This is a genomic window from Pseudovibrio sp. Tun.PSC04-5.I4, from assembly GCF_900104145.1.
Classification (GTDB): domain Bacteria; phylum Pseudomonadota; class Alphaproteobacteria; order Rhizobiales; family Stappiaceae; genus Pseudovibrio.
Genome location: NZ_FNLB01000006.1, coordinates 2,124,055 through 2,145,782 on the forward strand (window position 1 = coordinate 2,124,055; position 21,728 = coordinate 2,145,782).

Annotated in this window: 25 protein-coding genes; 3 read left to right on the forward strand and 22 right to left on the reverse strand. The window is 52.0% G+C overall.

Annotation, left to right across the window (positions count from 1 at the left end; all coding sequences use genetic code 11):
• Window positions 1-43: 43 nt before the first annotated feature.
• Genes BLS62_RS14955 through BLS62_RS14975 form a run of 5 tightly spaced genes read right to left on the reverse strand, consistent with a single transcriptional unit; the run spans window position 44 to window position 3,749 of the window.
• Window positions 44-808 carry a hypothetical protein gene (locus tag BLS62_RS14955; RefSeq protein ID WP_093182235.1) on the reverse strand — a complete coding sequence of 255 codons (765 nt, stop codon included), beginning with the start codon at window positions 806-808 and terminating at the stop codon, window positions 44-46.
• Window positions 805-1,491: a phage tail-collar fiber domain-containing protein gene (locus BLS62_RS31710; protein ID WP_208990873.1), complete on the reverse strand. Its 687-nt coding sequence runs from the start codon at window positions 1,489-1,491 to the stop codon at window positions 805-807. Before BLS62_RS31710 ends, BLS62_RS14955 begins: the two co-directional genes overlap by 4 nt.
• On the reverse strand, window positions 1,488-2,237 hold the full coding sequence (locus BLS62_RS14965; RefSeq protein ID WP_093182237.1) for a phage tail protein: 750 nt from the start codon (window positions 2,235-2,237) through the stop codon (window positions 1,488-1,490). Before BLS62_RS14965 ends, BLS62_RS31710 begins: the two co-directional genes overlap by 4 nt.
• Complete coding sequence (locus BLS62_RS14970) at window positions 2,230-3,366, reverse strand: baseplate J/gp47 family protein (protein ID WP_093182240.1); 1,137 nt, start codon at window positions 3,364-3,366, stop codon at window positions 2,230-2,232. Before BLS62_RS14970 ends, BLS62_RS14965 begins: the two co-directional genes overlap by 8 nt.
• Entirely contained in the window at window positions 3,366-3,749 is a 384-nt protein-coding gene (locus tag BLS62_RS14975) for a hypothetical protein (protein WP_208990874.1), read from the reverse strand. The genes BLS62_RS14970 and BLS62_RS14975 overlap by 1 nt, the downstream gene beginning before the upstream one ends.
• Window positions 3,750-3,880: 131 nt before the next feature.
• Between BLS62_RS14975 and BLS62_RS14980 the strand changes: the two genes are divergently transcribed.
• Window positions 3,881-5,128, forward strand: coding sequence for a DUF2513 domain-containing protein (locus BLS62_RS14980; RefSeq protein ID WP_093182242.1), 1,248 nt, complete (start codon window positions 3,881-3,883; stop codon window positions 5,126-5,128).
• Here the strand turns inward: BLS62_RS14980 and BLS62_RS14985 are convergent.
• From BLS62_RS14985 to BLS62_RS15055, 15 genes are all read right to left on the reverse strand, one after another.
• On the reverse strand, window positions 5,125-5,634 hold the full coding sequence (locus BLS62_RS14985; protein ID WP_093182246.1) for a hypothetical protein: 510 nt from the start codon (window positions 5,632-5,634) through the stop codon (window positions 5,125-5,127). The two genes, BLS62_RS14980 and BLS62_RS14985, sit on opposite strands and share 4 nt — an antisense overlap.
• Before the next feature lie 10 nt (window positions 5,635-5,644).
• Window positions 5,645-6,751 carry a phage late control D family protein gene (locus tag BLS62_RS14990; protein ID WP_093182249.1) on the reverse strand — a complete coding sequence of 369 codons (1,107 nt, stop codon included), beginning with the start codon at window positions 6,749-6,751 and terminating at the stop codon, window positions 5,645-5,647.
• 3 nt (window positions 6,752-6,754) lie between these two features.
• The gene (locus tag BLS62_RS14995) at window positions 6,755-7,018 is read right to left on the reverse strand and encodes a tail protein X (RefSeq protein ID WP_208990875.1); all 264 of its coding nucleotides are present in this window, start codon (window positions 7,016-7,018) and stop codon (window positions 6,755-6,757) included.
• The gene (locus BLS62_RS15000; RefSeq protein ID WP_093182251.1) at window positions 7,015-7,482 is read right to left on the reverse strand and encodes a phage tail protein; all 468 of its coding nucleotides are present in this window, start codon (window positions 7,480-7,482) and stop codon (window positions 7,015-7,017) included. The genes BLS62_RS14995 and BLS62_RS15000 overlap by 4 nt, the downstream gene beginning before the upstream one ends.
• Window positions 7,483-10,833, reverse strand: a complete 3,351-nt coding sequence (locus tag BLS62_RS15005; protein WP_093182254.1) for a tape measure protein — start codon at window positions 10,831-10,833, stop codon at window positions 7,483-7,485.
• Window positions 10,834-11,020: 187 nt separating this feature from the next.
• Window positions 11,021-11,416, reverse strand: a complete 396-nt coding sequence (locus BLS62_RS15010; RefSeq protein ID WP_093182257.1) for a hypothetical protein — start codon at window positions 11,414-11,416, stop codon at window positions 11,021-11,023.
• A gap of 114 nt (window positions 11,417-11,530) precedes the next feature.
• Entirely contained in the window at window positions 11,531-12,049 is a 519-nt protein-coding gene (locus BLS62_RS15015; RefSeq protein WP_093182260.1) for a phage major tail tube protein, read from the reverse strand.
• Between the two features lie 22 nt (window positions 12,050-12,071).
• On the reverse strand, window positions 12,072-13,379 hold the full coding sequence (locus BLS62_RS15020) for a phage tail sheath protein (RefSeq protein ID WP_093182263.1): 1,308 nt from the start codon (window positions 13,377-13,379) through the stop codon (window positions 12,072-12,074).
• Window positions 13,372-13,596: a hypothetical protein gene (locus BLS62_RS15025; RefSeq protein ID WP_093182266.1), complete on the reverse strand. Its 225-nt coding sequence runs from the start codon at window positions 13,594-13,596 to the stop codon at window positions 13,372-13,374. Before BLS62_RS15025 ends, BLS62_RS15020 begins: the two co-directional genes overlap by 8 nt.
• Window positions 13,597-13,600: 4 nt before the next feature.
• Window positions 13,601-14,077: a Gp37 family protein gene (locus tag BLS62_RS15030; RefSeq protein WP_093182269.1), complete on the reverse strand. Its 477-nt coding sequence runs from the start codon at window positions 14,075-14,077 to the stop codon at window positions 13,601-13,603.
• Window positions 14,074-14,544: a DUF1320 domain-containing protein gene (locus BLS62_RS15035; protein WP_093175898.1), complete on the reverse strand. Its 471-nt coding sequence runs from the start codon at window positions 14,542-14,544 to the stop codon at window positions 14,074-14,076. The genes BLS62_RS15030 and BLS62_RS15035 overlap by 4 nt, the downstream gene beginning before the upstream one ends.
• A 17-nt stretch (window positions 14,545-14,561) precedes the next feature.
• On the reverse strand, window positions 14,562-14,942 hold the full coding sequence (locus BLS62_RS15040; RefSeq protein WP_093182272.1) for a DUF7210 family protein: 381 nt from the start codon (window positions 14,940-14,942) through the stop codon (window positions 14,562-14,564).
• Window positions 14,943-15,014: 72 nt separating this feature from the next.
• Window positions 15,015-15,944, reverse strand: coding sequence for a capsid protein (locus BLS62_RS15045; protein ID WP_093182275.1), 930 nt, complete (start codon window positions 15,942-15,944; stop codon window positions 15,015-15,017).
• A gap of 51 nt (window positions 15,945-15,995) precedes the next feature.
• Entirely contained in the window at window positions 15,996-16,370 is a 375-nt protein-coding gene (locus tag BLS62_RS15050) for a DUF2190 family protein (protein WP_093182278.1), read from the reverse strand.
• A 45-nt stretch (window positions 16,371-16,415) separates the two neighbouring features.
• The gene (locus BLS62_RS15055; RefSeq protein ID WP_093182281.1) at window positions 16,416-17,540 is read right to left on the reverse strand and encodes a hypothetical protein; all 1,125 of its coding nucleotides are present in this window, start codon (window positions 17,538-17,540) and stop codon (window positions 16,416-16,418) included.
• Between the two features lie 339 nt (window positions 17,541-17,879).
• Here BLS62_RS15055 and BLS62_RS15060 point away from each other — a divergent pair, with 339 nt between their 5' ends.
• Window positions 17,880-18,146, forward strand: a complete 267-nt coding sequence (locus tag BLS62_RS15060) for a hypothetical protein (protein ID WP_093182283.1) — start codon at window positions 17,880-17,882, stop codon at window positions 18,144-18,146.
• Window positions 18,147-18,323: 177 nt separating this feature from the next.
• Complete coding sequence (locus BLS62_RS15065; protein ID WP_093182286.1) at window positions 18,324-19,649, forward strand: PIN domain-containing protein; 1,326 nt, start codon at window positions 18,324-18,326, stop codon at window positions 19,647-19,649.
• A 123-nt stretch (window positions 19,650-19,772) separates the two neighbouring features.
• Here the strand turns inward: BLS62_RS15065 and BLS62_RS15070 are convergent, their stop codons facing one another.
• Window positions 19,773-20,261, reverse strand: coding sequence for a phage virion morphogenesis protein (locus BLS62_RS15070; RefSeq protein ID WP_093182288.1), 489 nt, complete (start codon window positions 20,259-20,261; stop codon window positions 19,773-19,775).
• Between the two features lie 128 nt (window positions 20,262-20,389).
• Complete coding sequence (locus tag BLS62_RS15075; RefSeq protein WP_093182291.1) at window positions 20,390-21,646, reverse strand: PBECR2 nuclease fold domain-containing protein; 1,257 nt, start codon at window positions 21,644-21,646, stop codon at window positions 20,390-20,392.
• Window positions 21,647-21,728: the final 82 nt, after the last annotated feature.

A 21,728-nucleotide genomic window follows, 5' to 3' on the forward strand; every position in this document is an offset into this window, starting at 1 on the left:
TGACTGGTTCCCAATCTCTTATATTGATTTCAGCTGCAGTAACTTACAGGCTCTCTAGGTTGGATAAGATCCAATCCAGATCTGAAGGTTTCTGATCGGCATTGGCCCCGGCAACCCAATTTCCTGCCATCGGGCCCTTGTCGAAGGTGGTTGACTGAACCGAAAGGCTGGCAGATCGGGTATCCGCGCCCAGGATGGTCCCGGCGCCATCAGCGGGACGAACGATGTCACATCTTGTCAGCCCAACAGCAACATGTGTTGGTCCTGCCAAACTGTTTGAACCAATCAGAGCGCTATAACGAGGTGACCCCAAAGTTCCTTCAGCTGGTGCAGACGGGAAAATGACCTGCATCTCAACAAGTGATAAAGAGAACGAGCCGTAATGAGCACAGTACAATCCGCCTACTTCCCAATCCCAGCTATCAGATCCCTCATCCGGCAAGGCGTGTAAACCAAGGTAAAGTTTGCGCACCCCCCCAGAGCTACGAATAAGTATGTTCGCACTGACCGGAGTTACATAGCGTCGCTTTTCCATGGTGTAATCGGAAAGAAAACGGATTTCGCCACTTCGCCCATCGCCAATCAGATCCAATGCTTTGTCTAATGAACGCAGTGGAGCATTAGATCTTTGACCGGTATTCGTATCATCGCCGTTGATCTGATCTAAGTACAGATTGATCCGTTGTGTAGGGATGGTTTCGACGGCATTTTTAACGGCAGCTTCAATCTCTTTTTTCTTGCCGTTGAAGGTTGAAATTAGCGCATCGGCGCGACCGATAAGTTTGGTGATTTCGCCTGTCAGGCTCATTGCAATGTCTCCTTACTCTCAAAAATGGCGTTACTGTTTGTCAGTGTCAGCGCCCCGGTACTGGAAATAAGTTCAAGCAAGCTGTCGATCTTCACCTGCTGGTATTGGAAGTTTTCTTCCAGTCGGCTGACTTGGATTGATGTGTGCCCCATATGGCTCTGCCGTTTTTCCAGCTCACTGACCCGGTCAGTGAGTTGCTGATTTTGCAGCTGCATGCCAATCAAAGCAGTTCCAAGCTGCGTAAACTCCTCGCCAAAGAAGAGTTGCAGATCCACATCGCCCGTCACCTTGATGATATCCTGCGGCAAGCTTGAAAGTGCCAGCACAAAGGAAAAAGCAATCGGAACACCAGGTGTATATTGGGCCAGCGGCGTGTCAGGATCAGACCAAACTGCGAGCAGTGTGCCGTCCTCAAGCATCACGCCAAGCTCAGCCAGCGTGAAGCCGGTTGGTCCATCGATTTTGGCGGTAATCTCCATTTGGAAATCATCCAGATAGCGGCTGCCGACAATCTCAATGCGTGCCTTTTCAGACTTGAGACCGTTCTCGGTTCCAGTTGGCGTGTAACGACTGGAGCCGAAGGCCAGATGGGTGATCTTCGCATGAAGGCCCGCATCGGATGCGTTAAAGATCGCCCGCATACCAGCGCGTGTCAGTGTTGGATTGATCGCTTTTAAACTCATGGCAAAAGCTCTCCGTGCAGTGATAAAAAGGAATGGCCGCGTGCGGTGGCAGCGCAGGCAAAATGTGTGCCCAACTGTGGCAAGACAGGTTCAAACACCCGCGCCATATAAGCGACACCACGGCCCACAGTGCCTGCACTGAGTGTTGCCCCAGACTCTGGAATACCCAACGCACCCATAGGCTGAGCCAGAGCAACACAAGCCCCGCCCAGACCAAGGCTGAGTGTGGTTTCAAATTCAGCGCCGAGTTCAAAGTTGGTATCCTGTGACCAGCGTTTGGTAGCGTCCACCATGGTGAGGGCAGCGATCTGCACTTTGGAATTGAGCAGCACAGCCTCATCATCAAACAGATGCTCATTTACATAGACGGTGAGATTATGAGTATCGTGCGGCCCCTCTGGCTCTTGCTGCCACCAGTGCTCAAAATGAGGCCGTACGCCAATCAATGACAGACCCAACGCAACACCATCATCAGTGCCTTTATCCTCATGCAACGGCCATGCTTCATCAATAAGACGGCGTACGGCTTCCTCCGGTAGCCCATCTTCCCCGATGAACTCCTCCAGCGAGCGGTCATGCATTGCCAGTGGCAGAGCTTCCGTGGATGTCTCATCTGCGTTTCGTTGCAACAGCACTGAAAAATCAAAGGCACCGATCATAGCTTCAAAGGCATCCAGCAAGGCCCGTGTGCGTGGCTCATTGATGCTGGGCGGTATAAGCGTGTAGGGAAAGCGCCGGTCAGTCATTCTCCGGCTCCAGAACCACATCACCAATCACAGCAAATTGGATTTTACCAAGTTGTCGCGAGGCAAGATTTTTCACATGTAGATCCACATCCACTACGCCTTCCACATGGCGTACGGCAGGCGTTAAGGCCGAGAGCGCCAGATACTCACCCAAACGCTGCGACCATATGATCCCGGCTTCGCGAATGGCCTGTTCAGAGGCAGCGCGTGCCACTTCAAAATCTCCATTGACCTTCAGCGGTCCGGTAATAGTGACGCTCACCAATTCACCGGGATGAACGCTTAGATCATCTCCTTGTGGCCGCTTGCTGTCAGGATCCAGATAGGCTTTCAGATCCTCACAGAACTGAGCACTCGGCACTCCTGACTTAAGCAACACATAAAGCGCAATGCGCCCCGGTGCAGGCCGGATCACTTCCACATCTGCAATGTCAGGTGAAAACGCACGGGCCTGCTGGCGGTAACTTTCTTTTGGTCCGGCCTTGGAGATGCGATCATGGGCTTTGGCGGCGCGGTAAAGCAGAGAGCCATCGTCTTCTGCAGTCGTGCCGCCTTCGCTAGTGATTGAGTTGGTCACACTCACATCAGGATAGCCCGCAGACATTTGCGTGATCTGGCCGGGCAGCAGTCCGTTGGCTTCTAACCCCGGTTGGGTAGCTGTGGCACGAGCATTCAAAGAAAGCGCACCAGCCTTCAAAATCTGCTGTTCATCCAGTGCAAATGAGAACGCCCCGGCGCTGACCTCAAGGCCGCGTGGCAAAACAAGATCGGTACTGCGTGGTTCATCCAGTGTGAAGGTGAGCTGCACTGTGGCCGCCTTGGCCTTCAGGCGAAAAGTGCCATTGTTGGCGGCGGCCACATCCAGCGATGCCCCAGTGGCAAACAGGAGCCAGCGTTTGTCGGCGGCGTCTTGTCCTTCTTTGCCAAGTAGCGATAAGGCATAGGCCAGCAGGTTGATGAACAGCATTTCATAGTGGGCCGGGTAAAGCTTGCGCTGAGGACCGTCCGGGTGGTTTTGCCACCACGTCACCAGCTTTTCACGCCACACCTTGGAGGACACGGTGAAGTGTTGCGGCGGACCGCGACGGATCAGCTCATCTGTAGTCAGGGCTCTGATCAGGTTTACCATCACTCAGCCCTCATAAAATCAACATCGGTGCGATTAATGTCGGAAAGAACGTCAGAGCGTGGCCGCCAGTAAATAGCTGCGGTGAAATAGGCAAAGCCTGCCTGCACCACATCTACGCTATCCAGCAGAATGCGCGGCTCCCAGCGCTCTAAGCCCTCCCAGATCTCCTTTGAAATGCCGGGGATTGCCTCGGTAGGAACGCGGTCGATATAATCAAGCGCATTGCAGAACTGCTCTGGCTGGGTGGGAACAGACAGTTTGGGCGTCAGGCAGATGATGCGGATGCACTGGGCCAGATCATCCAGACCAATGACCGCCTCATTCCAGAGCGCATCAGGGTCCTGTGCCAGCTTAATTTGCCAATGGAGGGGATCTAAAACCATCGCCCGCAAACGTCCTTGCTAAAACTACTCGTTGTAGGCAAGTTATCGTGCAGGCGGGCGTGAAGGTTACGGAACTGTTCCGGTAAACGGTTTATTTTTGGCGTTCGAGTGCCGGACAGGAAAGGTTTGTTATGCAGAATATAAGCAATAAACTTGATATGAATTTACTGCGCGAACTTCTCCTGAAGATTGAGGGCGATAAGAAGATTTTTGAAACAATCTCCGACAAAGAATGCTCAATTTTAGTGAGCGAAGCGAACAGCATGAGTGAGGCAGAGGCTAATAAACTAGAATACCATTTGCAACTGCTAGATGATGCCGGCTTGATAGATGGGTTACAAGCCACAAATAATCATGCGTATGTAGAACATATCACACGGGCGGGCCATGGTTTTCTAGATACCGTTCGTGATGAAGGAATTTGGAAAAGATTAAAGGAAGAACTAACGAAAAACGATGGGGCCATGCTTGAAATACTCACGAATATAGCAAAAGCCTTATTGAAGAAAAAAGCTCAAAAGCAGCCTAAGATTGGTCTCAAAAACATTAAACAGCTCTGCAATATGCCATACAATGATCGTATAAAGTTCATCGCGGAAGGGCTGCCAATTATATTGAAGAGTGCCCAATCGTTGTGGCACGCATCTCAACGTTTAAGCGATGCCCCCAGAGAGGCTAATATCCTTATCGGCCTTGCGAAAGAAGAAGCCGCCAAAATTCTGATATTGATGGATATCGTACGCTGTCCTCCGAAACTTGTAGCTACAAAAGTCAAAGATCTAACCGGTTGGTTTCTCTCACATCATGAAAGACTGATGTACGTAAGCGCTGCGAGATGCCGAAACCAAACCGGGAAGGAATTACAGTATGCTATTGATTATGATCGTCAAGAATATTATCTCGAGGGAGATTTTGGTAAGTATATCATGCCGAATGCGGCCCTCTACAATAGAGAGCGCATTTTATATGCTGATGTGGTCAATTATGACGAGGGAAAACCGTATTGGAATGACCCGACCATAAGTGTAGCAATCCTCCGTAGCTTTAAGCCTCGAATATTGGTGCTTATAGACGCTTTATCAAAACTTGGTGTTTTCTCTCATTCTGGCCTTAAAGTCGTGGCAGAAATCTGGGGAAATGTGACGTTTTCAAACAAGGATACCAATAATAAATCTGACACTCTAGCGCGTGAACTATTGTCGCATCTGCGAAGAGACCGCCTGACTTCAGAAGGTGCGGAACAAAAGGACGTTAGTGTTATGCATGAGGAATGGCCTCAACCGCTCTATGGATTTGACCTAAAACCTATAAAACGGTCTATGTCAGATCTGCAAGAAGAGCAGGATCGTATATTTTACCCAGAAATGGGTGGTTACTAAACCACCACACCCGTCTGAGCTGGTCCCAGTGTAACGTCCTTATGCTTATGAGTCTCACCCACTTCTTTACGGTTGTGGGTGACGCTATCACCCTCCATCTTTATCGTGCCTTTCAGCTCAATCAGATCGGCTTCAAAGGTAATCTTTGGTGCGCCTTTGACCTTCATTTCACCCGTAGTCTTATTGTAAAATATCTCCAACGGCCCGAACACTTCATGGACTATGTTCGGATCGTTGGATGGCGGCGCATCCTCGTCAGACCATACTGCCCCACCGATCACCCCATCCTCGCCATAAGCATCCAGCAGGCACCAGACCTGCGTTCCCACTGCAGGCATGTCGTAGCTCTTCTGACCCTTGGTGTTGCGCTGGCTGACTGACAACCACGCAGAGGCATTGCCGTCCTCGTCCTGGAACTCAACCTGCGCACGCCCGCCTTTGTTGTGCTTCGTTATAGTGCCGCGTTTGAACGGGCTGGAGCTTTCGCCATCTGTTATTCTGCTCATTTGAACCTTCCTAAAACGTCTGCCCTTTGGGCTTAGATAGATCCTGCACTGGCCCGTCAAACAGGCCGGATGAACCACCAGCTTTGCTGCCTTTGGTAGATGCTTTTCGAACTTTACCATCCTTACGGATAGCTTTCAGCTCCAGTTGCGTGGTGTAGGTGCCGCGTGCGATCTTGTGCAGGGCTTTGTGCACCAGATAGCTTGCTGAGTATTTGCCGAAGGTCGCCCCCAGAGCCACCACCTGCCCGGCAATCAGGAGCGGGTCACCAACCAGCGTTAGCGTGGCAACCAGTCCGTCTTCATTGGCTTTAGCAAGGCGAGACTTGGCGACGGTTTTGGCTTCCGCCTCATCTTCTACCCGCTCATCAATGGTGAGTGTATCGCCGGACTTAATGGAAAGGTCCTGCACTTCGCCTGTGATCAACTTCTTTTTTTGACCGTGGGCATAGGCAACCTTGGCTTTACCATAGGTCTGGTGGGTCTTGTCGGTTGCCTTCCAGCTGATAATGGTCGCGCCATCCACCAGATCAAAGGTGGTAGCAGGATCGCGTTTATCCAGATCCTCACGTTTGTAAAACACAAGTTGTTTGTCTTTGATGGCAAAGAAATAACCGTAGTCTTCTGCCAGCCGCGTAAGGAACTGAAGGTCGCGTTCACGGCGCTGACGCTTGAACTTAAACGGGATCGCTTCAATCTTGCCAGAGACGGTATAATTCAGAGCCTTGGCGACCTCCTCAACGACCTTTTTCAGGTTCGTTTCTTCAAAGGATTTGGATTTCTTGGTGCGTTGCTCTGTGGAATGGGCCGCTGACACCGCCTTGAAGCTGAGCCGGTCGTTCAGCCGTGAACCTTGCGCCTCAGGAATATCCACCTCAAACTCACCGCATGGCATGGGCGGATAGCCGCGATAGCCAATGGTCGCGATAACCTTATCGGCTTTTTCCGGTCGCCACGGACCGCGCCACAACCCACTATCATCGCGCAGGGTGACGGAGACCTCATCGGCCTTGCCATGCAGATTATCTGTCCAGGAAAAATCAATCAGATGCGGGGCAAGGTTATCTGCCACTTCAACGCCGTTGATCTTGAGGGAGAGAAAAGGCTCGCGCAGATCCATGACCTAACCCTCCGCCGTGCCGTGCTTCCATGGCGGCAACAGATCTGTATCCAGCGGGTCTTGCTCAACAACCGGGATACGAAGGGTCAGACGCGGTGGCAGTATAGCGGGAATGCGAGCGATTTCTTGCGAGAACAAATGCCGGTTTTCAACAATCAGCAAGTCCATCATCTGGGCATCACGGTAAAAAGCCCACGCAATGGTATCCCAGCGCTCACCCGGTTCAGTAACATGTTCCAGATAATCGCCGGTTTTAACGCCCATCATTTAAGTCTCTTTAAGAGCGGGTTGAGCAATGCAACAGCTGCCCCTGCGATACTAAGGCCGCCAACACTCAAAGCACTTCCGGGCACTTCCACCAGCTCCATGCTGGCCTCAATACGCACAATGCGGCCACTCTCTGTGGTCTTTTGGGTGGTGCTTTTGAGCTGTTTAATAAAATAGTGTTTGCCAAGAAACCCACCGCTGCCGGGAATAAATGGCATTACCGCCCCGGAGATTTTGGAGGCAACAAGGCGGGCATACTCAGCCTCTGGATTGCAGAAGCTTTCCTCAAAGAAGAATGAGAATGAACGCCGGTCTAACGCTTCACCTCCGCGCTGGGGTACGGGTTTACCGCGCACCACCTTGTGCTCGTGGAAGTCGTTGACAAGAGTTTCATCAGATGCTGTAGGACCAGTCATCACGTTTGACGTGCCCAGTTGAAAGTCTCCAAGGCTGGCAAAAATCATCTAAAACTCCAACCTCTTTTTCTCATCGATTTTCCGAAGCAGCAGAGCGACCAAATCCTCCGCCTGATCCTCAAGCAGTTCGGCAAGCTCATCTTTCGTAATTGATGCCCCTGAGCCTACTGTGATCGTTGGGCTGAAGGTGACGGATATAGTTCCGCCCTGACCAGTGCCACCCGATCCACCTGCCGCCTGAATTGCATGAGCGGGCGGTGTTATTGCCTGCGGCGCGGAGGCGGCCAGTGATGGAGAAACCGTGGCTGTGCTCAGGGTTGCCGCCGCCATAGTCGCTGCTGCTGCTTTGCGCATGGCCCTGACCATTGGGGCGGGTTTGATGGACTGGGCAATGGTTTCGCTAAACTTAAGACGGTGGATATCGGAAAGCGGGCCAAGCTTTGCTGGTGAGGATGGCAAGTGATCACGTAGGACCTTTGTTACCTGACGCATTTCTTCCACCAGCAAATGCGCACGGGTACGCATACCAGCGGCAATGGTCTCCATCATGCGCTGGCCGTGATACGCAAAGTCCACACCGCCCAACAGGTTGTCTACTTCTGCAATAGCTGCTCGGCTTGTTACCTGAAGGGATTCCAGCGCAGCACTCGCTTTTTCAACCTCTGCAAGGCTGGTTGGCGCTTGCTCTTGCTGGCTGAAACCAGAATGGCCTTCAAGCTGGCGGGACAGGTCCATCATCTTTTGAGCGTGCGAGGCGAACTCGCCTCCACCAGAGGCAATGGCGGCAAGCTTTTGCTGGTAGGTATCAAGGTTCACCTGACCAGCTTGCAAAGCCTCTGTAAGCGCCAGCCCTTCCATGAAATCAGAGGACCAGCCGTTTTCTGCAACTTCAGTGAGCTGGTCAATAAATCGGTCAGCACCTTCCGGGCCGGTCACCGAGGACCAGACCTTGCCTGCCATATCAGCAAGGGATTTTAAAGTTTCGCCAACGGTTGTGGCAAGGGTTTTACCAGCAGTCCCGATAGCCTCAAAGATACCCGATAGTTTCTGCCATGCACCATCAGCCAGGCTCGTTAGCCTTTCCCAGAAAGTGGAGAACGTATCCACCTTAGGCAACCACGAACCACTGAAGAAATCAGTGAAAGCTTGTTTGACTGCCGTAAAGCTTGGCAACTTGAACTCAGGCAGACCCGGCCAGTTCCAGTCGGTGAACACGGCTTGAAGGTCGGCCCACTTCACTAAGGCCTTGCTTTTCAGGTCTGTCCAGAACGTATCCAGCCAGGTTGTAATCTCACCCCAGTTGGCAGTAATTTTATCAAGCGGCGTCCAGCCAAAAAGAGTTTCGCCAATGGTGGTGGTAAGGGTTTTACCGGCAGTCCCGATAGCCTCAAAGATGCCCGACAGTTTCTGCCAGACACCATCAGCCATGCTGGTTAGCCCTTCCCAGAAAGTGGAGAACGTATCCACCTTAGGCAACCACGAACCACTGAAGAAATTGGTGAAAGCTTGTTTGACCGCCGTAAAGCTAGGCAGCTTGAACTCAGGCAGTCCCGGCCAGTTCCAGTCAGTGAACACGGCTTGAAGGTCGGCCCACTTCACTGAGACCTTGCTTTTCAGGTTTGTCCAGAACGTATCCAGCCAGGTTGTAATCTCACCCCAGTTGTTAACAATCATGCCAAGTGGCGTCCAGCCAAACAGAGTTTTAAGACCCGTCCATGCCGTACTTGCTGTGGTTTTAATATCTTCCCAGAAGGTCGCCAACCAGGTGGTGATCTCGCCCCAGTTGTTCACAATCATGCCAAGCGGCGTCCAGCCAAACAGAGCTTTTAATATGTCCCAGGCAACGACAGCCATATCCGCAATCCATGCCCAGGCAGCTGCAAGCCAGACGCTGACCACATCCCAGTTATCATAAATAAGCCATGCCGCGACAGCGAGGGCTGCAACTATTGCAATGGCGATCAAAAAGGGTGCTGTAAGTGCGGCAAGACCTGCGCCAAGCGAGGCAAGGACCGGGCCAAGAGCGGCAAGGCCCACGCCAATCTGCACCAATCCGGTGACAATACTGATCAGGGCCGCTATAAACGGCAGCTTGATCATCAAGCGGACGAGATTAGTCCAGCCGCCCATCATATCGGCAATTTCGGACAACGCCCCACCAGTAGCTCGCAGCGCAACAATCACCTCTTTAGCGAAGACCCAAAAATCTTCCAAACCGGTGATGATGTTTTTGCTGATGTCTTCGGCCCACTGCTGCAACGAGCCATCAGCTTTCATTGTATTGAGCTTGTCCAGAAACCCTTGCAGTTTTTCCTTGGCCCAATCAAACACTCCAGCATCAGCAATCATCAACTGAAAATCCAGCCAGCGCCCCATAATATTGGAGACCATCCCATCCCATGTTTTGGAGAGTTCTTCTGAAGAACCAGCGGCTCGGTTTCCCATTAACTCGACGAGTTTGGAGATCACCTCTCGGCCCAACTCGCCCTTGGACGCCATTTCCATAAGGGCGGCAGACGTCTTACCCGTTGCTTTGGAAAGCATATCCCAGACAGGGATGCCGCGTTCTTGTAGCTGCATGGCTTCTTCAGCCTGAAGCTTACCTTTGTTCCAGGCTTGACCCACTGCGAGAATGATACCGTGCAGGTAGTCGGCCTTCCCGCCATTCAAGGACATCGTGTCCGTAAGTGCTTGCAGGCTGCCGTTGGTGGGATCAATGCCCATGCTTTTAAGCAGCTTGTAGGATTCAACAACTTCGTTAAGAAGAAGGGGCGTTTTATCTGCAAAGCCTCTGATCCAGCTCATGGCTTGTTCAGCTTTTTCTTCAGAGCCTTCAAGCCCCGCAAGCTGGACCTTGTAGTTTTCCATTTGAGCGGCAGGACCAATCACCGTATTGGCGGCAACACCAGCTACAACAGATGCTCCGGCTATCAGCCCGGCACCAACCGCTGCCCCACGCGCAATCTTTCCACCCCCGCTTTTGATCAGTGCGCCACCTTTTTGAAGGCTCTTTGTCGCCCCTTTGACTTTGTTAAAGGCACGTTTTAATAGACCGGCCTTGCGCACTGCCGCATCGGTTTTACCAACAAGTCGCCCCATGGAACCGCTAGCCCTATCGATCTGACTGGCAACTTCCCCGGTGTGGCCTGCAAGGCTTGCGGCACCGCTCGCCGCGTTCTTGTTGGCCTTTGCCACGCTCTCAGCAGCCTTTGCCACCTTTCCCGTGGCCTTGGCGGTCTTCTCTGTTGCTTTAACCTGTTTGAGCGTGGCTTTGCTCTGGCCTTTGGAGAGCTTTTCTTGTGTTTTGAGCTGCTTTTCCATGCGCTCGTTGAACTTAAGAAGCTTCTTAAGTCCCTTAGAGGCGCGGTCCTTAAATTCTGCGGTAATACCAAGACGCATGGAAAGCTCCGTTAAGACTGTGCATTGCCACGCGTCGCAGCCTTGCGTTCCGCCTCGGCCTTGGCTTCATCAAAGGCGATTTGCTGGTCAAGCGTGGTCAGGAATTCAGGCTCAGACAAATCATCTAGATAACCGGGGCCCCAACCCCGGTTGACCAGATAGGTGTGGCACTCAAGCGACGACAGCGTTACGCCGTCGTCTTCTTCCCGTTTCCCTCATCGTCCTCATCAAGATCATCATCACCGCCAAAGACCTCACCAAGCAGCTCATTGGCATCATTCATCGGGATATAAGTGTTAAAGTCTGCCTCGGTGAGCTTCTCACCATCGAATGTTGCGATCTTACAAAGGTAAAGGATCTGGGCTTTGCCGATCTTGTTTTTGGCCAGACGCAGGGACCGCGTCCAGTCACCATGGCGGCGGAATTTTGGGTAGACCACCACAACGCCAGTCTCAGGCAGGGTAAATCTCGCTGTGCCTTGATTTGCGTCACGGTGTGCCTTCAGTTTGGCAACCACACCGGTCTCAACCGGGGCGCTCTGATCACGTTCACTCTCGCTCTTATTCTCATCCGGGCGGGTCATGGCATCCCTTTCAACTTGGGTTGGAAACTTGTCATTTTGATCTGCGCAATAAAAAAGGCCCCCACGCCGGAAAGCATGGGAGCCTGATCGCGGTCTGATTGGACCGTTATGCGCTTAACCGCGCCACATCTCGCCGGAAGAGTTCCGCACCGTGCTTGCAAACACATCCACCTCAAACAGTGGCTTGTTGCTGTCATGAACCCGTTGCACCAGGCGGGAGATTGTCATTTCGTGGGTCATCTCTTCGGGATCGCCATTTTTGCTTTCACCAAAATCATGACCAAAGAAACGGGCCTGCAATACTGTGATCAGGGTATAAGAACGCTCCAGATCCAAACCTTCAGGACCATTCACATCCACGTACTTGTGCAACTGGAGTGTGTGGGTCTTGGTCGGATTGAGGAAATCCTCCTGAATATCCGGATCCACGCTGCTCATTGTAATTTCGCCAGTGAGAGCTTCCAGTGTCCGGGTGGGCGCTTTGTAAACAGCGACCTGACCCAGTGTTTCAATATCAACCGTCTTCCATTCAATCTTGGGCATTTTGAAGGACTTGGCGAGCCCCACAAGGGTGTTGTCGCCCAAATAGATATCTGAATTGGTGATCTGACCAAAGCGGCGGAAATCAGCCATAGATTATCCCTCCATTATTTACTTAAGCCGCTTCGGACTGGGAAAGACCCAGAGCATCGGCCAGAAGGTTGATGTTAAGGGACCGGCGCACGCTAATGGTCTCCATGATACCAACAGGAGCAAACTCCAGCGCGTAGTGGTACCAGCCGTCCGCAGCAAAGGCCGGGCTCATTTTCTCCCGGTCAAAAGCAAAGCGGAACCCGGAGAGTTCCGGGTCATTGCCCTTGGTCTTGCCAATCCCCCAAGCATTGATGGCATCCTCCACCTGCTCAATGCGAGCCAAAGATCCATTGCGGTCCTTCTTCTCATCGAGAAAGTGCAGGATTGCTTCATCCAGCACATCTTGCGTGTACTGGGCGTGGAAGAACGTCAGCATGGTGGTCTTAGTGGGATACCCGGCATTGCGGTTGCCCGATGTGTGCGGGCCTTTCCCAAAGCGTTCCTCGCACGAGATAATCCCGTTGGATCGGGTCACTTGCGTATCACTGGACCCATCGCCCGGCACATAAAGCACATCTTGAGCTGCACCCTCAATGCCCTTGATAGGCCGATTGGAGGGGCTGTGATGATAGCCGTATTCCATCACGCTCATAAGCACGACACCTACTAGATAAGCTGAATAGTGATCTGCAACTACCTCACCAGCAGTATCCGACATCTCATCCAGATTAACCGTTTCCATCATAGGCCAGCACAGATTAACCCGTGTGTCATTGGTCTGGAAATCGAACGACCCTTCCGGCCCACGTGCCTCCTGAAGCTGCTGCAGGGTGACACCAAACGGGGCATCCCAATAGCAGCGAGCGCGGATGCGGCCACAAATGGCTTCCATTTCTGAGCGAACCCCGGCCAAACCATCATAGCCTGGAGCCAGAATGTTCTTGGGAAACCAGCCAAAGCGCTGATAACAGGAATAAGCCAGCTTCAAGCCACTGGGGCGGCCCATAGCGTCAAACGCTCCGATGATATCAAGCCCGGTGACTTTGCTTGGATCCGGTTTGTCAGCGTCATCTTTGTGCGTTGCCGGATCAAACACATTGACCACGCAAATGGTCCCAAGGCCGCGTGTTTTGGCCTGCTTAAACATCGCCCGCAGTTTTTGCGGCAAGGTATAGCCATCGCGTGTGGGGCCAAAGTGTTTTGTGATATCCGCTTCGCGGCGAATAAGAATGGGTTTGTTGATGTATTTGACTTGCTCCTGTGAGGTCTTATGAACCTCATGAATTGGAGCTGTGCCAATTAAAAACGCTGTCGCAGCTTTAAGCTCACGAACCAGCACACCATCTTCATTGGCATCAACGATCTCAGGCCCGAAAATGCGCTCAGCCATGGGTTACTTCCTTCTGAGTTAGGATTTGACCGCACACCCACGCCTGCACTGTTGGGTGATTGCAGGGCAATGTGTAGGTCTTACCGGGATGAAACGTGCCTTCAAAGAACACGGTGAGCTTGCCTTCCGTATCCTTGGCTTTGAGCGCGACCGACTGCACCGGACCAGTGTAGTTATAATCGCAGAACTCAGTGGGAGCCGTGCTTGGTGCACTCATGGCTCTAGTCCTCCTGTTTTAAAGGTGGGTGACGTAAAATTGGGGGAACTGGTCGTCGCGGTCCCTGGTGGTCGGAAATACTGCGCGCCTGGCAACTGACTTCCATTTGCCAGCGCCATTGACCTGGTGACTGGTCAGCAAGGTCTTCACGTTCCATCATCAGCGGACTTGCCCCGGCAAGCGGGAAGTTTTGCAAGGCGGACCGGCAGCGCTCTAAAACCGCATAGGCCCCATGCTCACCTTCAAGCGTGGTAAAGTTCAAGGCGATCACAAACCGCATGGAGCGCGATTGGGAGGCATGGTTAAGCGCATTATCACTGGCGTAACGTGCCCCGCCGTAGTGAACCAGCGCCGCCATTTGAAAGTTTGCCAGATCAAATTCTTCTGGCTTGGAGGGGAACCCGCCCACATATGCAATGGAGGGCAGATTGAGCTTGAGCCGCTCCACAATCTGTTCCTGAAGGCGTTCAATCTGGTTCATTGGTAGCCCTCCAGAACGCTATTTGCGCGGCCTTGATCAAATGAGCCAGAAACCCCGCCAGTCGCCGGCTCAACATCACCGGTAACTTCAAGCCCAAGATCGACACGGCCCACTTGGGCATCCTTTAACCAGGACAGACAATCGCGGTAGCGGTTGCGGGTCTCTTCTTCCACCGCATTGGTGTGATGGATGCGCTCGCGCAGGTAATAAATGGCAAGGTCAGAAACAACGCCCTTCAAAGATTCAGGAGCTTTTGAAGGTTCAATGGTTTTCAGAGCTGGAAAGCGGCCATAAAGATAACCCGCCGCCATAGCCTCAGCGCGGGCAAGCTGCGCTTCTACACGGGAGCGGTCGATGGTTCGCCCGCCCACTGAATTGGGTCCGCCAATCCCGACAAGGGCAAGCAGATTGCTCTCCTCATGCCTTAAGATGAATTCATCAACCGTTAGGAAGCGCAGGTCTTTCATAATCTCTAACGCTCCGCTTAGGCCTGTACGCCGGTTTTGGTGTCGGCTTCAGCCTTCAGCTCAGCATGAAGCGCTTTGACCTCATCGGCGGAAACATCAAACCCGGTCAGAAGCTCCACAGCCTTTACTTTGGGTGTGCCGTCTTTATTGAAGTCGCTCTCTGGATCCAGAGCCAAGATTGTATCTTTGATCTCAGCTACTCGCTCTGCAGGCGTTAGATCCAAAGCACCCTTGTTGCGCAAAATGCCTTTAAGTGTGGTTGCCTCGCTGAGAATGCCTAGAGCCTGCAAGGTTTCTGCCTGCGCTTCTGTCATCTCTACGCTTTCGCCTGGCTCATAGCGCTTGCCGTTGTGGCGGAGCCCCGCCAGCACCGGATAGTTTTTTGTCTCAGAGTCCATCTAGGTCACTCCTGTTTGTTGCAATTGAAATAAAAAGGGCCGGGACTGCACGACAGCCCCGTGCCGTGGTGTTTAAGCCGCGTTCTGGATCAGGAAGCCCGCCCGCTTGGCAATAATAATCTCTTTGACTTCCTCACCAGAGCGCACCAGCTTGCCCCCATGCAGCCCCATATTTGCAGCCAGAGTGCCCGCAATTTTTTTGCCGAACTGCGCCGTAAAGCCGAAAGTGAGCCCGCCGCTGCTATCAGCTGTCCGGTTGATGAATTGCCCGGCCACGATGTTGTCCCATACGCGGGCAAGAACTGGGTTCTCGCCGGGACGTTTGATGTTGACCCGGCTTTCGCCCACTAAAATGCGTTTAACTTCCAGAAGCTCTGCCACCTGCGCCTTGGTCGCGCGGCCTTGATCTCCCGAGTTGCCCTGGACAGCCTTCACGACTTTGGGGTGTTTGCGAAAGGCCCGCCAGGCGACATGGCCGAACGCTAGTTGGTTTGGCTTTTGCCAGCAGGTGGACATCAAGTCTTCAATGAGAGTGATCGGATCACTGTCAGGATCGGTGAACAGGTCTGAACCTGACAGGGCTTCCACATGATCTGGATGGTAGTTTGTTGGATTCTTAACCAGATTGGCACAGCGCACTTCCCGGTCGAGCATGATGATATCTGTAGCTCGTTCGGTTGCCCGGTTTTCCGGGTTCCATTTGTTGCGCTTGGCTTCTTCAATGGTCACATTGTCAAGCGGGACATCAATGCCATAAGCTTCAACCGAGGCATCTTTTTCTGTGCCGCCAATTTCCACCTGATTGGGTGCAGAACGACGCCCCACGCGTGTATCAGGGACAGAAAAATCCTCGCCCTCATCATATTCTTTGTATTTGAAAGAGCGGGAGGTTGTGACACGCGGCAGCACCTCATCGCCAATCAAAGTGTAATCCGGGTTTTTATAGGCAATGGCGATGGCCGTCATCACCGGGTTTTCCGAAAACTGTTCCGTTGCAGACATGAGCTAGTACCCTAAGGTTTGAATGATTTGAAAGTTCTAGAAACGCGCGGCTTAACCGGTGAGATATCCCGGCACGACATGCAGTGAGCCCAGCACGCCCGCATTGCCGGAACTCATGGCGTAACCGGCAACAGGCACACGCACACCTGCAGCTGGTTCTGCCTTGACGGCACGCCCTTGTGCGTCTGAGGTCAGTGGATCGCCAAAGGCAATCGGGCCGCCATAGGTCACATTGCGAATACTATTCAAACACCCGTCAACCCGCTCATCGGCTTTGGATGCGCCACGAATACCTGTGGTGCCGATCAGCGTATCACCCACTCCAGCGCGTTTGATGTGAGCATCTTTCGCACCGGGGGCAATCAAGCGGTTCTTTTCAATCACGCCTTCCGACGTGAAGTTTTTAATGAGGCCTAAATCCTGCATCACTCAAAGCTCCGAATTCATTCAATGGAATGGATCTATGCTGGCTTAATCAGCAAGGCCGCGTTTTTTGCGCACATGCATCACAGCGTCACTTGTGGAGACCTCAATCCCGGTATCACGCTGACTGGCTTGGAAGGAGACGGCCTCGCGGGCAATATCTTCACTATCCTCAGAGGATGAGGCTGGATCGTCTCCCAGATTGGCCTCGCCAAATTCAACTATTTTGGGCTGGCTACTCAAAAGAGTTTTGATGACGTCAAGCAAGCTGGAGGTTTTGGTCGCGCTGCCATCGGCAAAGCTGACGGTTTGCTCATTGTTGCTTGCAAGGCCATCCAGAAGCGCCACCACCTGTGGCTTGTTGCCGGTCGGCAGTTTGCCAGCAGTAATCAAACCTTCTGCGAAATCTTCATTTTCTTTGCTTGTGGCATCTGCTTCGCGCTTTTTGATGTTGGCTTCTCGGGTTTGCAGATCAGCTTCACGAGCAGTAAAGTCAGCGTTACCCTTGGGTTTACCCGGCATGGGAATATCCTTTTGTATGGTTGAGAAATCACTTGAGACAGGGTTTGGCGTGTTTCCGGCATCATCAATCCAGCCGATCTCCCAATCAGAGATCACCTTGTCGGCGGTTTCTAAGCCGTGCTCTTCAATGAAAAACTCGCGGATACGGCGAAAAAGGCTCGCAACGTCCTTAAAGGCGCGTTCGCCGAACTCAATGGTAAGCGTGCCTTCGTCACCTCCCGCAAACTCAACGGGCTTTAAACCGCTGACAGCGGGAGCTGCAGCACCCAGAAAACCAATATGGCGCGGGTAAAGATCATCACCGGCAGGATTGCTGGACGCGCCCGGCAGGAAGAAGCTCATTGAGACCTTCTTGAACTTGCCTTGCTCAACCGCCTCAGCAAAGGCAGGATCAAGATCACCAACTTCCGCAATCAGACGCTCTCCATCGCTGTCATAGGAAAAGCTCTGCACCCAGCCATAGGCCGGATCATTGGTTTTGGGATGGCCCACCACAACCGGCACCGGGTTGTTCGCCGCATCATAGCGTTCAGCCAGTGCGCTCAGATCGTCAGCGCTGGTGCTAAACGACGTACCCGCCATGCTGGTAAACGTGCCAGGGCGAAAAACCTCAATACTTTTGGTGCTGCTGGTGCTTTGCTTGTTTGGCACGGGCCTTGTCTCCAACGAGTAATCTCAAGTTGGATGCAGACTGCCAGTTTAAGATAACCCTTGCGCCGGAACACTTCCGACGCGGGAAACGTCAAGCGCGAATACCCTCAAAGCCAATGAAGGGATAAGCACCTCAGTATTTGCTTACACACCACGGTGGTGGGAACGATGGGTCGAGGCAGCCGGTTAAACCATTGTTAAATGAGTTTCTAACGCGGCTCTAACGGTAGGTACTGGCAAAGCTGGTGTCATTGGTGCGCAAGGCCTGCTCCGCGCACCACAGCGTTTTAAAACCGAGGCAGCTTTGTGATCAGTCATAAGCAGTACAAAGAGAAGAGTATGGGTGAAATCAGAGACAGAATCGAAGAGTGCTATCACGAACAAGCTTATGCCTCCAATGAGAGGTCTCGGATTGCTACTGCCATCAGCGCCTTCAGCCATAAGATGCAATCTTGCATGCGGGCAAACATCGGAATCAAAGAAGGGTGGAATGATCTTCACCACTTTCCAGAGCGCGAATTGAAAAAGAACCTACTGGTAGCAGTCGTTGAAGAAGATTGGGTGTCTGTAGGTTGCTACGCCATGATAGCAAATGAACGGAAGTGAACTGGTCCACAAAATTCAGAAAACGGTAGTGCTTCATTAGCACTCTCCCAACTTCAATCTAATCTTCTTTCATTCCTTTGGCGGATGCCCCCAAGAAAATAAGTTCGTAGGTGTTGAGTTTCTTGCAAGATAACAGTGCTTGTAGCAACGTAAACCCAATAAATTTATGGGGCAATTATGAAGAATCAATTTAAGGGACACTTTAGTACGAGTGACGCGGGGCTCAAGAAGGTCTGGAAGGAAGGTGTTTTCGTTTTCGACGCAAATGTTCTTCTCAACTTCTACCGTTATTCCGAAGGAACTCGTAAACAATTCCTCGGCCTGCTTAAGAAGGAGTGCAAGCGTTGCTGGCTGCCTGAACAGTGTGGGGCGGAGTACCTTTCACGTCGTCTAAAGGTTATTTCAGATCAGGTTAAAAAATACACCGAGGTGAGCAGCAAGCTGGAGGGGTTGCAAACTGAATTTGATGGTCAGAAAGGGCACCCTTTCCTAGAATCCGATTCCTTAAAGGGCTTAAAAAAAACCATAACAGACTTGAAGTCAGAGCTTAGCCAAAGCGAAAAAGACGTTACCGGCTGGATTAATGAAGATCCGATTAAAGAAGCGATAGCAGAGATTTTCGAAGGCCGGGTTGGGGAGCCTCTCACTGGAGATGAGTTGGAGAAGGTTTTTAGCGAGGGGGAAGATCGCTATGAACGCAAAATCCCCCCCGGATATATGGATGCAAACAAATCTCCCAATGCTAAAACTATAGAGGATAAAAAGCGCAAGTTCGGAGATTTGTTGTTCTGGAAACAAATCCTTGCGATGGCAAAGGCCGACAAAAAACCCATAATTCTCATAACTGACGATAATAAGGAAGACTGGTGGCTCTCAGCCAATGGGCGGACTGTCGGTCCCCGACCCGAGTTGCTAGGTGAGTTTTGTTCAGAAACCGAGCAAGAGATGCTCATTTACACTCCGTTTCGGTTTTTGGAGCTTGCGAAAAAGAATTTAGGCGAAAAAATTACTTCGACTGCCATTGAAGAGGTGAAAGAGGAGGAAAAGAACCGCGACCAGGGAGTTACAAGTAAATACAAATATATGCTCAAATACTACGAAGATGTGAGTGCCGAATTCCAAAAGTCCGTAATCGATAAGCTTCCCGACAACACTACTTTCTTAATCAACAAAATCAATAGTGTTAAAGAAAAGCAACGCAAGTTTTTAATTCTCCAGCTCGATAAACTTAACGGCGATCTTTTGAATTTGCAGTTGCTAAATAAAGCCTACAAATCCAATCCAACTGACCATTTAGCTTCAGGTCTTGCCATTGGCTTGAGAGAACTAAATTCTAATTTGCTAGAATTGAAACGGAGATCGGAAAAGTTTAATGGTGGCGAACGTCTAAATGAGATGATTACTAATTTTGATATTGATGTCATGCTCTTGGAAAGTGAATCTGAAGATATCTTGGCATCGGTACAGGATGTATTTGTTGAGACGGCATGGGATGTCGACTAGGGAAGCAATGTTCCCGCACCTTTGGCTTCTATATGTACAGAACACAAAAGCCCTGCGAAATGAGCGGGGCCTTTGTGTTTCGGAGTTAATCTAAATTTCAGTAGTCTTCGCCTTTGCCATGAACTACGGACGAAGATAATCGTCCAGCGTCTCTTTCACCAGTTCCATATCCCCGCGCCCAATACCGATATAAGGCCGTGCCGGGATCACCACTTTCTTTGCTGAAATCCTTCCGCCTCCAAACGGAATGAGCAGGAATGGCATACGGCGCGGCCTGATGGTTGCGCCATACTGGTTCACCCAGACCTTGGGGTGGTTGAGGTTGGTGCCGACCTCAGCTTTATCAGAGGACGTGTTTTTATGGATGGAGCGGAACAGTTCCCCACTATCGCGCAGTATCCCGGATTTGGAGCGCCGATTATCCAGCGTGATGGGATGAAGCGCAGGCCAGCTTGAGCCGTCCGGGGACTTCTCTTCGCGGATCCGCTCACGGGTCTCATCCAGCAACACTTCCCCGATGATGTCATGCACGGTGGTGCTGTCTTCCAACCGACCCGCAACATCTGCAATTTCTCGGTTCATATCGCTTTCATCAAATGTCAAAGTGATCATTGAATTTCCCCTGATTTGGGCTTATGTTAGTGAAGAGTGATGACAGCTCTTGTGGTGTATGAACAGCGGCGCTGGCTGTACCGTAAAGACCATGAGGGTGGCGACCGACACGCCAGATAGCTTGCCCATCACTCGTTTTTCTTCCCACGCCTATAAAGCAGTGCACCAGTCCGTTGGTTCTCAAGATATTTCGGACTCGGGTTGTTGTTTGCGCCTTTGGTTGGATTAAACGCCGTCTGACCTTCCCACCCTTTGCGGGTGAAGGTGAATGAGGCAAAGCCAGCAGCCCCTTCAAAATACCGCAGATACCGGCGCACAAGGATGGCATGCCCTAGCTCATTGGCGCTCCAGTCCACCCAGATCTCATCTGGGTTCGCCAGAGTTGCCGCCAGATAGGTCATATAGATCTCACGGCCAAACTTCTTCACCTTCCATGCACCAGCCCCGTTCTTAAACAGATCATCTGAAACGGTCAGGATATGCCCGGCCTTATCGCGAACCGCCTTTGGCTTGCCGATCTGTGCCCCAAACGGTTCTAAAAACGCCTCGACATAGGTTTCCTCAGGTAAGTCCGGGGCCAACGGTTTGACCGGTGCAGGCACGCTGATCTCATCAAGCGGTGTCAGGTCCGGTTCTGGCTTGGGTTTTGAAGGCTTGAAAGATGGCGCGGGTCTGCCTTGTTTGGGTGGACCTTGCGGCGGGTCGATTAGGGCTGGCTTGGGCCGCAGTGGTTTTTGCAGCTCTTTGGGCACCAGTCCTTCAGACCACGTTTGTCCCGGCGCGTAACCCCAGCCCATACCCACGTCTTTTGGGTAATTTATCAGCTCACCCGTGCCCGGATCTGTAGTGATTGTGTAGGCAATACTTGGGGCCACGTCTGGTCCGTCTTTCCCAAGGCGTTTGAGTTTGGCCTTGGAGACGGGCCGCACACCACACCCACACAGCCAGTCATTGGGCGGGTAATGCGTGTTCCACCACGGATCATTGGCAGGTAGCACCAACCCATCCCACGCCTTATGAGCAGCCCGCGCTGTCACAGGTATGCGCTCTAACGCATGGACGTATTGCCAATAAGGGAAAGCCTTGCGCACCGCCGGTTCGTTCATCTGCTTGTAACGACCGGCAGCATAGGCGGTTTTCAGGTTGGTCTCATAGATCACTCGGGCACGCCATACCCGCTTGCCGTTGTGATCCCAGCCGTGGCGCTTCACGATTGCATCAAACTCATCCTGAAACCCCGGATGATACGTGTCATCCTTATCCAGCCAGCCCTTAAGCGGTGTGCCTTTGGCAATGGCACCATCAATGGCCTTTTGGAAGTCTTCCAGCAGCGCGTCTTTTGTTGCGCCTGCTACGACAAACGAGCGATCATGAGCGTGATGCATGGCATCACTCCATCGCTTTGTGGGCAGTTTTACCTTCTGGCGTTGGAACTCCAGCGCCTCAGTAAAAGGTTCAGCAAACTCA

What these genes read in the sequence shown, in the direction of transcription:
- BLS62_RS15070 (WP_093182288.1), bottom strand. Translation starts at nt 20,261, where the DNA reads ATGATCACTTTGACATTTGATGAAAGCGATATGAACCGAGAAATTGCA.
- BLS62_RS14975 (WP_208990874.1), bottom strand. Translation starts at nt 3,749, where the DNA reads ATGGTTTTAGATCCCCTCCATTGGCAAATTAAGCTGGCACAGGACCCT.
- BLS62_RS15065 (WP_093182286.1), top strand. Translation starts at nt 18,324, where the DNA reads ATGAAGAATCAATTTAAGGGACACTTTAGTACGAGTGACGCGGGGCTC.
- BLS62_RS15075 (WP_093182291.1), bottom strand. Translation starts at nt 21,646, where the DNA reads ATGCATCACGCTCATGATCGCTCGTTTGTCGTAGCAGGCGCAACAAAA.
- BLS62_RS15025 (WP_093182266.1), bottom strand. Translation starts at nt 13,596, where the DNA reads ATGAGTGCACCAAGCACGGCTCCCACTGAGTTCTGCGATTATAACTAC.
- BLS62_RS15005 (WP_093182254.1), bottom strand. Translation starts at nt 10,833, where the DNA reads ATGCGTCTTGGTATTACCGCAGAATTTAAGGACCGCGCCTCTAAGGGA.
- BLS62_RS15050 (WP_093182278.1), bottom strand. Translation starts at nt 16,370, where the DNA reads ATGCAGGATTTAGGCCTCATTAAAAACTTCACGTCGGAAGGCGTGATT.
- BLS62_RS15040 (WP_093182272.1), bottom strand. Translation starts at nt 14,942, where the DNA reads ATGGACTCTGAGACAAAAAACTATCCGGTGCTGGCGGGGCTCCGCCAC.
- BLS62_RS14995 (WP_208990875.1), bottom strand. Translation starts at nt 7,018, where the DNA reads ATGATGGGCGTTAAAACCGGCGATTATCTGGAACATGTTACTGAACCG.
- BLS62_RS14990 (WP_093182249.1), bottom strand. Translation starts at nt 6,751, where the DNA reads ATGGATCTGCGCGAGCCTTTTCTCTCCCTCAAGATCAACGGCGTTGAA.
- BLS62_RS15015 (WP_093182260.1), bottom strand. Translation starts at nt 12,049, where the DNA reads ATGGCTGATTTCCGCCGCTTTGGTCAGATCACCAATTCAGATATCTAT.
- BLS62_RS15035 (WP_093175898.1), bottom strand. Translation starts at nt 14,544, where the DNA reads ATGAAAGACCTGCGCTTCCTAACGGTTGATGAATTCATCTTAAGGCAT.
- BLS62_RS15060 (WP_093182283.1), top strand. Translation starts at nt 17,880, where the DNA reads ATGGGTGAAATCAGAGACAGAATCGAAGAGTGCTATCACGAACAAGCT.
- BLS62_RS14980 (WP_093182242.1), top strand. Translation starts at nt 3,881, where the DNA reads ATGCAGAATATAAGCAATAAACTTGATATGAATTTACTGCGCGAACTT.
- BLS62_RS31710 (WP_208990873.1), bottom strand. Translation starts at nt 1,491, where the DNA reads ATGAGTTTAAAAGCGATCAATCCAACACTGACACGCGCTGGTATGCGG.
- BLS62_RS14965 (WP_093182237.1), bottom strand. Translation starts at nt 2,237, where the DNA reads ATGACTGACCGGCGCTTTCCCTACACGCTTATACCGCCCAGCATCAAT.
- BLS62_RS14985 (WP_093182246.1), bottom strand. Translation starts at nt 5,634, where the DNA reads ATGAGCAGAATAACAGATGGCGAAAGCTCCAGCCCGTTCAAACGCGGC.
- BLS62_RS14955 (WP_093182235.1), bottom strand. Translation starts at nt 808, where the DNA reads ATGAGCCTGACAGGCGAAATCACCAAACTTATCGGTCGCGCCGATGCG.
- BLS62_RS14970 (WP_093182240.1), bottom strand. Translation starts at nt 3,366, where the DNA reads ATGGTAAACCTGATCAGAGCCCTGACTACAGATGAGCTGATCCGTCGC.
- BLS62_RS15030 (WP_093182269.1), bottom strand. Translation starts at nt 14,077, where the DNA reads ATGAACCAGATTGAACGCCTTCAGGAACAGATTGTGGAGCGGCTCAAG.
- BLS62_RS15000 (WP_093182251.1), bottom strand. Translation starts at nt 7,482, where the DNA reads ATGATTTTTGCCAGCCTTGGAGACTTTCAACTGGGCACGTCAAACGTG.
- BLS62_RS15020 (WP_093182263.1), bottom strand. Translation starts at nt 13,379, where the DNA reads ATGGCTGAGCGCATTTTCGGGCCTGAGATCGTTGATGCCAATGAAGAT.
- BLS62_RS15045 (WP_093182275.1), bottom strand. Translation starts at nt 15,944, where the DNA reads ATGTCTGCAACGGAACAGTTTTCGGAAAACCCGGTGATGACGGCCATC.
- BLS62_RS15010 (WP_093182257.1), bottom strand. Translation starts at nt 11,416, where the DNA reads ATGACCCGCCCGGATGAGAATAAGAGCGAGAGTGAACGTGATCAGAGC.